Here is a 12,406-nt window from a genome sequence, read left to right as displayed (position 1 = left end):
GAAGCAGGGCAGTCAGGCGAACAGCCGTCGCCATGTCTCTGGGCCGGGGTAGCCGTCGGCATCAGCACCGCTCCAGCCCTGTGCCCGCTGGAAGTCGGCGACGTTCAGCCGGTCCGCCTCGCCCCATTCCCGTGACGGACCGACGCTGTAGTGCTTGCCGAAGCCCCGACGGACAAGCTGCTGGCCCAGAAGAAGGACCGAGGCGTTCGCCTTGCCGGGGCCGAAGGAGCCCCGGCCAGGGAACGGGGGCGTCCCGGGCTTCGGCTGTGGCCCCTTCGTGGGCCACTTCGGCATGGGACCGGGGTCGGTGTGGCGGTTCTCCGGCACATGGGCGTGCGCGTAGTGACCACCCTGACGCCGCCAGGTGCCTTCACTTCGGTTCGCGCTCCAGGTCGGCGTGCCCATGGGCCACACGTCAGGAACGCCCCAACTGCGGGCCCACGTCAAGATCTTGTCGAGTCCCTTGGCCGGGGTTTCCTGGACGGTCCGGTAGGTCTTGCCGCCCACGCGGCAGTAGGGGAAGAACAGGGTCTCCACCTGGAGGCACACGCGCCCGGTTCGGTTGGTGCGTGTGCCGCCGGCCGTGTCGACCACGGACTTCGAGCGACTGATGGCGGGGTAAAACTGTGCGGTGCGTCCTGTGAAGGGGTCCCACAGCAGATGCGGCGCGGCACTTTTGCCCGCGCCGGTGAAGTACCGGACGAGGTTGTCGAACGGCACGCGCTCCAGCGGCTTGGAGGGGGTGCCGTTCTTGTCCCAGGTGATGTGCCAGATCACGCGGGGCGCGTACTGGGTATCGGTCGGTGCGGTGTCGCCGAGCGGGTGCCGCTCGGCGCCGGGGAGCCAGAGCTCCGGCATGGCGCGTCCTGCTTCTCCCCCGCGCCGCGGTGTGGACTTACAGTTCGAGCACGCTCACGAGGATCGCGACGACGACGCCGACGACGATCGGGGCGGCGAGGGCGGTGAGCGCCAGGCGGCGAGCACCGCGGGCGGCCTCGCGCTCCGCCTCCCAGGCACGTTCCAGGTCCGCGACGCCGTCTTCGAGGTTCTTGATCCGAATCTCGTCGGTACGGCGGTCCGCGTCGTACTGGATCTTTGTGACCATCTCTGCGAGCCGAGCCCCAAGTTCAGCGAAGTCGGCACGCAGGTCATCGCGCATCTGCTGCATGGCACGCAGCAGTTCCCAAGGGGTGGGGTCCTGGTTTGGCGCGGTCACGTGGATCCTCCATCGCAGCCCCGCGCCTCGGCTCAGTCTAAGCTCTCGCCCGAGCATCGAGATCTGCCGAGTCTCAGGCCAGGATCCCAACACTGGTGAGCACAAGGAGCAGAAGAGTCAAGGACACACTGAAAGCAGCAGCTCCGCACTTCACGCAGGCGGGAAGTGAGCTTCCGTCCAGCCGTGACAGCAGACCAGCCGCCAGGCCAACACTGAGTGCTGTTAGCCCCGCCGCTAAGACCAGGATCAACTTCACGCTGTGCGCGATCCCCACTTCAACCTCCGTTGCAGGCCCTAGAGATGGACAACATCAGCATCGACACGAGCGAGCGGGCTAGGCTACGGCCTCGGACTACCTCGCGACTTCTCAGGACTACGCGGGACTACAGGGGGACAACGTGGGTAGACGAGCCAATCGACTTGACCCGGAGCAACCCCTCCACGCCTTCGCTATCGAGCTGAGAGCTTTGAGAGACAGTGCTGGCCACGCAGGCGGCGTGAAGGCAACATGCGAGGTTACTGGCATCTCCCGGACCACGTACTACTCATGGCTAAGTGGTACACACCTGCCAGAGCGCGATGTACTCGACTTGGTGGTGAATGCTTGGGGCGGAGACCCTTCCTACTGGCAGGACCGACGCCGACTCGCAGAAGATGGCGTACGAGGAAATACTCCTCGAAGTGTCAGCCTCACTATTCGCCCTTATGTATCGTCAGTACTCTACCCCCATTACGAGGAAAGAGAGAGATTTCGCCACCTCTTCGAATGTGAAGTGCGAAACTACCATTTGGCCGCCGGTAGCCCGAGCGAAAAGGAAATCGCAAAACAGACACAGTCACTAAGCGCGCCCGACGTACTGTGGGTTATGGCAGCGGCAGGGAGCGAAAGGGAACCCGACTGGGCACTCAAAGCCCGCCAGGCCGTTATCGGTGCCCTCTGGAGAATCTGCAACAAAGAAGGCGAGGGAAGGTACATCCCACCAACTCGATGCCGCGAACGGGCCATGTGGAACTGGGCTCACGCGCGGGCAATCCATGACCTCCAGCACCTGCGCGACATCGACGAAACAGACTTCCTAGGAGCCAATAAACGTGTCGCCGAGTACGCAAGCAGGCTCGCCACAAGTTGCCTGGCGGAGATCCGTACCAGCCTCCTCAACTCTCCAACTGCACTAGACATCGCGAACACCCCTGGAGCGCACGCCACACCCGCAGCCATTCTGAACGCCTGGAACGGGGAGTCCGTCACCCCCTCCTCCGACTTCAAGAATCGGGACACTACCTTCAAGAGCATGCGCCACTGGCCCTTTAGAGATGAGAGCATTTGGACAAGGGAATTAGACGAATTGACAACTGCGGCCCTCCATTTCGCACGAGGAGCCGGTGAAGCGGTAATCATGCCCGGAGGCCCATTCGACTTCTACTAAGTCACCAAATGCATCTCGCAGCGGAAAGGCAAAGATCGCACCCGAGGCACCCTTCCGCGCTTGAGTACGAGCTAGGCGCCCCCGTCTCGGTGAAATTCCTTGACAGATTGGCCACATTGGCCACACTGGCCACGATAGACCGGAGGCTCAAGGTTTTCGTAGTAAAGCCCAGGGTATGGAATGTTCTCCGCTGGGCAACCCAGCGTGCGACAAACAGCCACAAGGACGACTGCAGGCCATTCAACGGATTCACCAGCAGATGACATGAGCGTCAACTCCCTATGACAAGGTAGGAGATGTTCGTAGCCGTGTTGTTGCTCCGTTTCACCCACACAGTCAGTCCCCTTTCGCTCACATTGGTGACCGTGCACTCCTCGATGGCACCGGGAACGGAGGAGGCTGCGGTCACGAACCCGCGATGATCTTTACCCGCAACGTCGAGGCCACTCACGGTCACAGATGTCGGTGCATTCGGCGTCGGCGTGATCGTTACGGCACCCGTCGCGATGCTGGGCACGCTCAACACCCCATCCACATAGCGCATTTGTCGAGTGCCGCCGTGAACGGTGACGCCGCTGCCCTTGACGATCACGGAGTGGTAGCCGCGGCCCGCTCTGCTGCCTCGTGAGCCGTACAGCGTGACCGTCGAGTCAGCGCCCGGCCCGCCGTTCTCCACTGTGATGTGTGCATGTCCGTCGGTCTGGTCGGAGGGTTGGATCCTCACACGCCCTTGCCCGTCCACCTCCGGTGATCTGAGGGTGATGCCAGCGCGTGATCCGCCGACGAGAGGAGACTCGACCGAGATCTCCGGCTGAAGCCAGGAGCCCATGTCGAGGACCTCTGACCGCACACGTCCCGGCGCGACCTCGGCCCGGGATCCGGAGTACATCTCCAAGGCGGGCTGGCCATCGCGGGCCGCAGGGTTCATGACCAGGCGCCGCCCGCCGGTCGCTGTCTGGACCACGGCGCCGGTGACGGTCTTGCCGTTGATCGCGTCCGCGTCGAGGTGTTCGGCGCGCACGGAGCCAGCAGCAAGGTTGTCGACGGTGACGAGCCCGGTCTGCACTGCGGTCACGGACACCCAGTCGACCTGCATCGTGCCGGGGCTGTTGCCGTAGTTGAGGCGGACGTACGGGCTGATGTAGCGGACGTAGTCGTGCATGTTGCCCGGGTTCCGCAGGTCCCGGTTCGGGCCGCTCGTGCCGGGGACGGCTCTCCCCCTCACGTATCCGGTATACGTGCTCCAGCCGGACGTCGCGGCGACGCTCGCGCCGGCGGCGGCGCAGTAGTTCTGCGACAGCAGGGAGGACTCGCCGTTGCGGTTGACGAGGGTGGTGCCGTCAGCGGCGTATCCCAGCAGGCCCAGGTAGACGGTGTCTGGTGCGGCTGGATCGGCTTGGGCGGTGGTGCGCACGCGTACGGAGACGCGGTAGAGCGTGGTCGGCTCGTAGGGGATGCGGACGCGTCCTCCCAGGGAGACTGCTCCGGTGGCCTGCCCGACGGTTCCGCCGCTCTGCGCGTCAGGGGACCCGACGACTGTCCATGAGGCGCCCGTGCCGAGGCCGACGACCGCCCAGGTGGAGGATTTGAACGTGGCGTCGGCGAAGCCTTGGGCGACGGAGTCGGCCAGTGCCCCCGACAGATGGGTCAGTTCCACGGCACCGGTCGCGAGGTCGTCTCGGTTGGCGCGGCGGGGCGCGGCGGGCGAGGCGGGCGAGGCGCCGCCGGGGCGGCCGGAGGTGTTGAGGGCGACGAGCCGAACCCATACGGTCTGGTAGCTCGCGACCCCGATCGTGACGGTGGCCCCGGAGGCGGCCTCGATCGTCGCTGCCGGGTTGCGCGGGTCGGGCTCGGATGCGGGGTCGGTCAGCACGTGCACTTGTACTCGCGCGAGGTCGAGCGGTGCTGCCAGGGTGTCGGTGAACGTTCCGTCCCAGGTGACCTTGACGACGGCCACGCCCGCTTCGACGAGGGGTGCGCTCGGTGTGGGGGGCGGTGCCCCGTTCACCGCGGTGATGCCGGTGGTGCCGTCCGGCTGCACTCCGACGATCCCCGTCAGGGTGCCGTCGTGGTTGTGGACTTCGATGGCTCCGGCCTCGATGGAGGAGTAGGCCAGCCTCGCCGAGCGGGTGGTCCGGTCGAGCCTCTTCTCCAAGGCAGCGACCCTGGCGGCGAGGTTGGCGATTTCCCTGCTCATGACTCGCCCCCGTAGGTGAACCGGTCGGCGCGCTGGAGTTGGATCACGGCCCGTTCGCTGTCTTCCGCTCCGGGGCGGATCTGGTAGGAGACGATGCGCGACCACATGTCGTAGTCGGCCCAGTCGTCGTGCACTCGCACACGCACGTCGTCGCCGATCTGCCAGGAGCCGATCGGTGCGGCCGGGTGGTCGCGAACGGTGATCTCGGTGACCTCGCCTGTCACCTGGCGTGCGATGCGCTCGGTACGTGCTCGCGCGGCGAGACGGTCCTTGCCCTTCTCGGAGGGCAACTCGAGGACGTTCTCCAGGCGCAGGCGTCCGTTACGAATCGCGTTGATCTCCCGTCGTCGGTTACGGCCCTCGCCCGCTCCGAGGCCGATCACGACTTGGGCGGTCTCGTCGGCGTCGTACTCGACGGAGACGGACTCGATGATGTTCACGCCGGTGGTGAACGCGAGGTCCGTACGGCGGGTGCCCAGGCGGGGCCAGCCGAGGCGGATGCGGTGCCGGGGCTTCTCCCCCGCCCAGGACACGGTCTCGGTCCATTCCGGTCCGCCCTCGACCTGGACCATGTCCTCGATGACGTCGCCGAGCACCGGTGCTTCCCACCAGTCGATGCTGTACCGGTCGCCAGGAGTGCCGACCTTGGCCTTGGATGTGGTGTTGTCGACGACCACTCCCAGGTCGCCGTCGGGCTGGTCCTGGAGGTACGTCCACACGTCCCGGATGACGCGGCATGGATCTGCGTACACGTACGGTCCTCGGCCGCCGAGGTTGCCGTGAAGGTCATGGCGGCGGTGCGGGTAGGACCCGGGCCCGGCGGCCTCCACCTGGAGTTCGGAGCCTTCTGGGGTGGCCCGCCACACGAGACCGCCCCACATCAGGCGTCCGTCACGCTCGACGTACAGCCAGGTGTCTCCGGCGTCGACCTGGGTGCGTACGAGGGTGGCCAGGCGCGGGGCGACGGCCCCCGAGAAGCTGCCCGCGGCGGAGAGGGCGGGGCCGAACTCCACGTTGCTCATGGGCAGGTCCCAGGCGAGCACGTCGCCGGTGAGCGCGCGGGTGGTGATGTACCGGTAGGCCATCAGCGCAGGCCTTCGCTGAACTCGATGTCCAGGATGATCGACGTGCCGGCGTCGACGGACAGGTTCCCAGTCTCCTGCTTGTACATGTACGTCTGCAGGACCAGAGGCTGCGTGGTCCCCCGCTGGCCGGACGAGATGCTGATGTTGTCCGCGATGACGACGGTCTGCCGCCGGACGGGCGTGCCCTGGTTGTCGTCGATGATCGTGTCCTGGCCAAGGTCACCGCCAAGGGCGATCTGCATCTTGGCCCAGATGTCGTTGTCGTACATGCGCAGTCCGGCGATCGTGACGATCGCCTTGGCTGACGTGGCCCACGGAGGGATCGCGATCTGCCAGGAGGCGGCCGTGGGCCACTTGTGCCACTTGCCGTCCTGGTACGTCAGCTTGGACAGCGACGAGGGAAAGGACGTATGAAGCCGCCGGTCCCGCCGCGGGTTCGCGATGCGCCGCAGGTCGGTGATCATGCTGTCGGTGATGGTGGCGGTGTTCGAGGGGATGTTGACGCGCGCCAAGGGGATGGCCGTATACCCCGAGGGTGCTGTGGTCTGGGTGGCGGAGACGCCGGAGATCACCTCGTAGTGGCCGATGGCGTCCACGGTCGGGTCAAGGGTGCCCTCGTACTCGGGGTCCTCTACCCGCAGGATGACCAGGTCGTTTCGCGGTGTGCTGCCGGTGGCCGCGATGGGAACTGCGGTGTCTCCGACGTTGAACAGGGTGTAGGAGCCCTGGGAGCGGGAGGTGGCCCCGGTGATGATCGCCGCGCCGTCGCCGACGCGGACGCCGTCTCCGGGTGTGACCAGTTGCCGGACTCGTAGGTCGTCGCCTTCGACGACACCTTGGGAGGCTCGGGCCAGGTTGCGAGCCATCATGCGCATCACGCGTGCCGAGTGGGTGGCCCCGTTCACCATGAGAGGCGGCTGGATGAGAGCCATTGCGTGCTTCTCCTAAAGGGCGGTGTAGGCGTCGCGCCAGGCGACGGTCAGGCGGGTGGCGTTGGTGTAGTCGCTGCCAGTCCACGAGATGTGGGACCAGCCGTCGGGGAGCGTGAAGCGGTCAAGGCGTGAGGTGCGGGTGAGGGCGAAGCTCGCGTTCGCTCCGTCGTGCAGGACCCATCGGGTGCCTGGCCGGGTCTCGATACGCAAGGTCTCCTCCCGCTTGATCGAGTAGTCCAGGGCGATGGTGCGGCCGGTGGCCTGACAGTCGATGCGCGGGTTGCTGACGGGTCCTTGGATCGTCAGGGAGGGCCATGCGGGAAGGTCGCCGTCGTTGACGGCCCAGCCGTTGCGCCGCTCGGGCTCGACGACCCCGGTGGTGATGGGGGCTTCGAGCGGTGCCTTGAAGCCGACGCGGCTGGTCGAGATCGTCAGCGGCAGGGAGAGGGTCTTCTCCGGCTCTCCGTGCCAGCGCGGATCGGTGGCAACGAACTCGCAGGTGACCGGTATCCAACCAAAGTTGACCTTGCTCATGGTGGCGGTCTCGACCCGGCGCACGCGGCCGTACAAGCGGCGGGTGCTGTCCCGTCCTGGCCAGCGCACGCGGAGCACGGCCAGGTCTCCGGCGTCGCGGCGGATCGACGGGGTGGATGCGGCCCGGTGCAGGTCGGCCAGGGCGTCGGTCGCCGCAGCCGGGTCTCCGGGTGTTCTGATGCCCGCCTCGATCGTGACCACGCGCGGCTGGTAGTAGTCGGCGCCGGGGAAGGCCCCGTCGTCGGCGGCCAGTTCGACGTCCTGGGTGCGCAGCTCCGGTGTCCCCAGGCCGCTGATCTCCGAGATGAGGTAGGGGGTGCCGGGGCCCATAGCGACGCCGGCGAGGTTGAGGGTGATCGCGGTCATCAGACGCGGCCTCCTCTCTGAGCGTTGCGGAGGCGTCGCATCACTTCCAGGCCGACGCGGTCGGCCGCGGTGGGGTCGGCGCTTCCGTGGACGGTGACGGGCATGGAGCCGACGAGTGCGGCGGGCTGCTCCCGCACGACGACGACCTGCGTAGCGCCGCGCGGCCGGGCGTCGACGAGGCGCATCGGCCCGCTGACCCCGGAACGGGTCAGCTCGTAGCCAAAGCGTGTGGCGACATCCCTGAGCACGGCGGTCGCCGAGTTCCGCTGCGCTCCCCCGAGCGGGATGAATGCCTCGCCCTGGGTCTGGGGTTCGGCGAAGCGGACCAGGCCGTTGCTGGTGGCGTAGATGCCGGGCGTGAGGATGCCGCCGTTGAGGTAGGACAGGCCCTTCGTTGCCCTGCCGAGGTCCTTGAGGAATCGTTTCGCCTTGGAGCCGAGCACGCCCTTGATGCGCGACCGGCCGAGGGTTGCGACTTCGATGATGCGATCTTCGTCCAGCTCGGTGGACTCGGCCACGGCGTGGAGTCCGGTCTTGCTGCTCTTGATCGCACGGATGATGGCGACCAGGTCGGGGAGGTCGTCGTCAGGGATGACCTTCTTCGCGGCCTTCGCCGCCTTGTTGGCTTTCCTCGCCTTCGACTTGGACTTCACGGCCTGGGCCGCGATGTCCTCGGCGTCTTCGTCGGCCTGGTCGGCGAGCATCCCCGCCAGATCCCCGAAGCCCATGGCGGTGAGCTTCGAGAGGTTCTTCTCGAAGGCAGTCTGGTCCTTGACGGCCGAGCGGAGCTGACGGGTGTAGTCGCCGATGCTGGCCTTCGCGATCACTCCGAGCTTTTCCAGGTCCTTGGCCATCTCGCGGATGTACTTGCTCGACCCCGTGGCCATCTTCCGGGTGAGCTGCACTCCGTCTTCTCCCATGGCCTCCAGGGCATCGGCGACGTCCTGGCCCGCACGCCGGGCAACGGTGGCCAGGTCCCTGCGCCAGCGCGCCGCCCGGCTTGCGGCGCGGTCGAGATTCTTCTCGAAGAGCCGGAGGTCGAAGATCTCGACCTCCTTCCGCTTCTTCCCCTTGCCTCGCTTCACCTTCCTCATGGAGTCCGAATGGATCGAGGACACATCGGACAGCTCGGCGCGGCCGGAGGGCGAGTACGACCACCCGGACAAGCCGCCGTCGGCGTACCACTGAACCCCCTTTCCGCCCAGGCGCCGGACGGTCTCCTCGGTGATGGCACGGGAGCGAGGACGCTTGCTGTGGGCCAACGGGATGTACGCTTCGCCGCCGGTGGATTCCTCCGCCCACACCCTCCACGTCCCTGCGCGGGCGATTTGCGCGACGTGGTTCTCGCGGCGGCGGACCCCGCCGTTGGCGTAGTAGTCGACCACGGCGCCGTTGGCGTGCTTTCGGGCCTGGATGGAGTCGGGTACGAAGTTGGCGTCCCGGTCCCACGACGTGGGCGTGGCCCTGCCGATGATCGGGATGTGGATGGCGGCGGGCCGGTTGACGCTGATCGTGATGGTCTTCGAGCCGGGGATCCGCTCCACGGAAGCGCCGATGCCGTTGAGCTGGGTCTGCACAGCGGCCATGTCGCCCGACAGCAGGGCGCTCGTCAGGGCGGCGGCCGCGGCGCTGCCCTTCTTCTGCGCGACGGCGACGATGAGGCTGAGCATGCCGGACCACTCGGCGTGGGACGTGGAGCCTGCTGTCTTGAAGGCGGCCACCACCGCGGACAGGTCAGGGGCGCTGATGGGCATGTCCGCCCCGTACAGGTATCCGAGCTGGGAGCGGATCTCTTCGATGTCGCCCTTCAGGAAGGACTGGGCGAGCGAGGTGGATGCTTCCTTGCCGTAGCGGGCAGACACGTCGGACAGGAGCTTCATGCCCTTTTCGAGCTGGGCGGAGGCGGCCTTGGGGAGCCGTCGGGCCGCCTTGGACAAGTCCGCGACGGCGATGTCCCGCATGACGCGGGACAGCTTGCCCGGGTCGTTGGTCGCTGCGGCGTCAGCCCAGGCCTTCGCCACCTTCTTCCCGTACCTCGCGGAGATCGCCGGGAGCTGCTCCAGCCCGGCGCGGAACGCCGGAGTGGATCGTGCCGCAGACTCCAGGATGATCGACTCAAGCTCGTCAGCGACCCTCCCTTTGCCCTTCTGGAGTTGCTTGACGAGCTCGCCGAGGATCGGCGCCGAGTCGGGGCCGAGCTTGGAGAAGTGATCCGCCAGGTCCAGGCGACCCTCGGAAGCCAGCAGGCCCAGGTTCTTCTGGAAGTCCCGCTGCGCCTTGAGCTGCTTGCGCAGCTCCCTCACGTAGTCGGCGAGCGATGCCTTGGAGGCGTCAGCAGACCGTCCCGCCTTGCGGTTGGCCGCGGCGACGTTGTCCTGGGCGGCCTTCCAGGCCTTCGCCGGGTCGACGATGGATTCGAGGGTCTTGGCCATCGCCTCCATCTGCTCGGTGTACTGGGGGGCGCCGTTCTTGTCCGTCGGCAGGCCCTGGGTGATGTCCCAGGATCCGGCTGCCTCCCTGCGGTTGGCCTTGATCTTGTTGTTGACGATGGCCATGTTGGCCGCGAGCTCGTTCTCCTTCTTGACCGCGTCCGACCAGATCTTGTGCTGCTTGTTCAGCACCTTCTTGGCTTTGTCGAAGTCGACGTCGTACGTCCCGAGGCCGCCCGGAACCTTCTCCCACGACTCGGCCTTCTTCAGATCCAGCTCATCCCGAAGGCGCTGGAGCTTCTTGCCGCCCGAGGTGATCGCGTCGATGGCGCGGTTGACGTCGACACCAGCCTCCTTGAGCTGGTCGACGTCGTCGCTGTTGGTCAGCTGCTCCGTGAAGGTGCGCAGGCCCGCTCCCTGCTCGCCCTCCTCACGTTCCTTGCGCAGCGCGCTGACCAGTTCCTCGGTGGCGGCCTTCGCCTTCTGCTTGCTGGCCGAGTACATGGCGTAGGCGCCCACGCCGATGGCCAGCAGAGCAGTGAGGCCTGCCACGGCGATTCCCGTACCGCTGAGCACAGCGGGCAGCATCGATCCGCCCGCACGTGCCGCCGCAACCTGCGTACGGAACGCGGCCAGCTGAACCGAGAACCGCAGGAACGCGGCCTTGCCCAGGAGCGCGACCGCGGCCAGGACGGTCAGGACCCCTATGAGGGACTTCACCGGGCCGGGCAGGTCGTTGATCGCGCCCGCCAGGACGTTCGCGTACTCTCCGACGGCCTGAAGGGCCGGAAGCAGAACGCGGGCCATGTCGATACCGAGGGCTGCCGCCTGGTTGCGGAAGAGGCTCCACTGCCCGGCAGTGGTGTCCATCTGGATCGCGTAGGCCCGTTGCGTGGCCCCCGCCCGCTCGACTTCGACGCTGATGCCCTTGTAGGTGTCGGCGTAGTTCTGTCCGTCGGCCGCCGAAAGCGCCAGGGCCGCCCGGACGGCACGGATGTCCTTCAGCAGGGGCACGAGCTGGTCGGCGCTGCCACCGGTGGCGTTGCGGACCTTCTGCATGACGACGTACAGGCCGTCCTGTTCAAGGGCGGCTGCTGCGGACTCGTATCCGAAGCCCTTGATCATGTCCTGGAGTTCGCGGGTCGGCTTCATCATCCGCGTCATCAGCATGTTGAGCGCCGTCACCGCTTCGGCCGCGGGGATGCCGGTCAGGGTGACGGCGGCGAGGGCAGAGCTGATGTCGTCGAACTCGACACCGGCGGCCGACGCCATGGGGATGACGTCGCCGAGCTGCTGGGCCAGCTCGTCGAACGAAACGACGCCGTAGTTGACAGTCTGGAACATGACGTCCATGACGTCGCTGGCCTGCGAGGCGTCCATGCCGTACGCCTTGAGCACGCCCAGCAGGGCGCGCGCGGACGTCTCGGTCGTGGTCAGGCCGGCGGCGGCACCGCGCGCTGCGACCTTCAGGATGGTCATGGCGTCCGAGCCGTCGAAGCCGGTCGACACGACCTGGTACAGGCCCTCGGCGAGCTGATCAGCTGTCTGCGGGAGCTGGGTGCTCAGCTCGATGATCTGGTCAGTGAACCCCTGGATGTTGGTGTTGTTGATCTCCTTGGAGATCGTCATGACGTTCGCCATCCGCTTTTCGAGCTCGATGGCGTTGTGTACCCCGATGAGGAACGCGCCGCCGAGGGCGGCTCCCGCCACGGTGAAGCCGGTGACCATGGCGCGGCGGGTCTGGTCCGAGCGGGCGGCGAGCTGGTTGAGGTCGCCGTCGAGTCGGCGTATCTGTCCGCCGAACGCGTTGACCTGGCCCGCGGCCGTGCGCAGGCCGCCGACCAGGCCAGCGACTCCGGCCTGGATCTGAACGTAGAGGGTGTAGGCCCCGGCCACCGGCTACGCCTTCCTGGGCCGAAGCCCGACCTTCACCCCGCGGCCTTCCGGACCGTCCGGAACCTGGTCCTGCTCCATCGCGATCAGCTCGCAGCCCACGCACCGGTGGGTGTCGGTGACGTACGCGAACCGATCACCTCCTGCCGTTTCGTCCCACTCCTGCGCGCGCGTTCCGCACGCCTCGCACACCGACCTCGCGTAGGCGAGGTACGCGACGGCCTTGGCACGGTCGAGCGCCGTCCACCGGCCGTCCCCCGCACCGGTGAACTGCGAGTGGGGGATGCCGTAGGTGGAGCAGACCTCCATCTCCGCGCGAAATCCGGC

Annotated in this window: 8 protein-coding genes; all 8 read right to left on the bottom strand. The window is 67.0% G+C overall.

Features of this window, described 5'->3' with window-relative positions; genetic code table 11:
- Positions 1-12: 12 nt before the first annotated feature.
- The 8 genes from AC5WAM_RS28225 to AC5WAM_RS28190 all read right to left on the bottom strand — a co-directional run bounded on the left by AC5WAM_RS28225 (position 13) and on the right by AC5WAM_RS28190 (position 12,388).
- Positions 13-777, bottom strand: a complete 765-nt coding sequence (locus tag AC5WAM_RS28225; protein ID WP_495519235.1) for a peptidoglycan-binding protein — start codon at positions 775-777, stop codon at positions 13-15.
- Between the two features lie 118 nt (positions 778-895).
- Positions 896-1,216 carry a hypothetical protein gene (locus tag AC5WAM_RS28220; protein ID WP_495519234.1) on the bottom strand — a complete coding sequence of 107 codons (321 nt, stop codon included), beginning with the start codon at positions 1,214-1,216 and terminating at the stop codon, positions 896-898.
- A 1,698-nt stretch (positions 1,217-2,914) separates the two neighbouring features.
- Entirely contained in the window at positions 2,915-4,840 is a 1,926-nt protein-coding gene (locus tag AC5WAM_RS28215; RefSeq protein ID WP_495519233.1) for a phage tail protein, read from the bottom strand.
- Positions 4,837-5,925: a hypothetical protein gene (locus AC5WAM_RS28210; protein WP_172388178.1), complete on the bottom strand. Its 1,089-nt coding sequence runs from the start codon at positions 5,923-5,925 to the stop codon at positions 4,837-4,839. The genes AC5WAM_RS28215 and AC5WAM_RS28210 overlap by 4 nt, the downstream gene beginning before the upstream one ends.
- A complete protein-coding gene (locus AC5WAM_RS28205) occupies positions 5,925-6,857 on the bottom strand; it encodes a hypothetical protein (RefSeq protein ID WP_495519232.1) in 933 nt (310 codons plus the stop codon). The genes AC5WAM_RS28210 and AC5WAM_RS28205 overlap by 1 nt, the downstream gene beginning before the upstream one ends.
- 12 nt (positions 6,858-6,869) lie before the next feature.
- Positions 6,870-7,757 (bottom strand): phage distal tail protein, encoded by an 888-nt coding sequence (locus AC5WAM_RS28200; RefSeq protein ID WP_172387354.1) that lies wholly within the window; start codon positions 7,755-7,757, stop codon positions 6,870-6,872.
- Entirely contained in the window at positions 7,757-12,082 is a 4,326-nt protein-coding gene (locus AC5WAM_RS28195) for a phage tail tape measure protein (RefSeq protein ID WP_495519231.1), read from the bottom strand. The genes AC5WAM_RS28200 and AC5WAM_RS28195 overlap by 1 nt, the downstream gene beginning before the upstream one ends.
- Before the next feature lie 3 nt (positions 12,083-12,085).
- The gene (locus AC5WAM_RS28190; RefSeq protein ID WP_495519230.1) at positions 12,086-12,388 is read right to left on the bottom strand and encodes a hypothetical protein; all 303 of its coding nucleotides are present in this window, start codon (positions 12,386-12,388) and stop codon (positions 12,086-12,088) included.
- Positions 12,389-12,406: the final 18 nt, after the last annotated feature.

This window comes from Streptomyces sp. JLYT201 (genome assembly GCF_059448825.1).
Note: the sequence above shows the minus strand (reverse complement) of the source record. Positions and strands in the feature narration are given on the sequence as shown.

What these genes read in the sequence shown, in the direction of transcription:
- AC5WAM_RS28215 (WP_495519233.1), bottom strand. Translation starts at nt 4,840, where the DNA reads ATGAGCAGGGAAATCGCCAACCTCGCCGCCAGGGTCGCTGCCTTGGAG.
- AC5WAM_RS28205 (WP_495519232.1), bottom strand. Translation starts at nt 6,857, where the DNA reads ATGGCTCTCATCCAGCCGCCTCTCATGGTGAACGGGGCCACCCACTCG.
- AC5WAM_RS28190 (WP_495519230.1), bottom strand. Translation starts at nt 12,388, where the DNA reads ATGGAGGTCTGCTCCACCTACGGCATCCCCCACTCGCAGTTCACCGGT.
- AC5WAM_RS28200 (WP_172387354.1), bottom strand. Translation starts at nt 7,757, where the DNA reads ATGACCGCGATCACCCTCAACCTCGCCGGCGTCGCTATGGGCCCCGGC.
- AC5WAM_RS28210 (WP_172388178.1), bottom strand. Translation starts at nt 5,925, where the DNA reads ATGGCCTACCGGTACATCACCACCCGCGCGCTCACCGGCGACGTGCTC.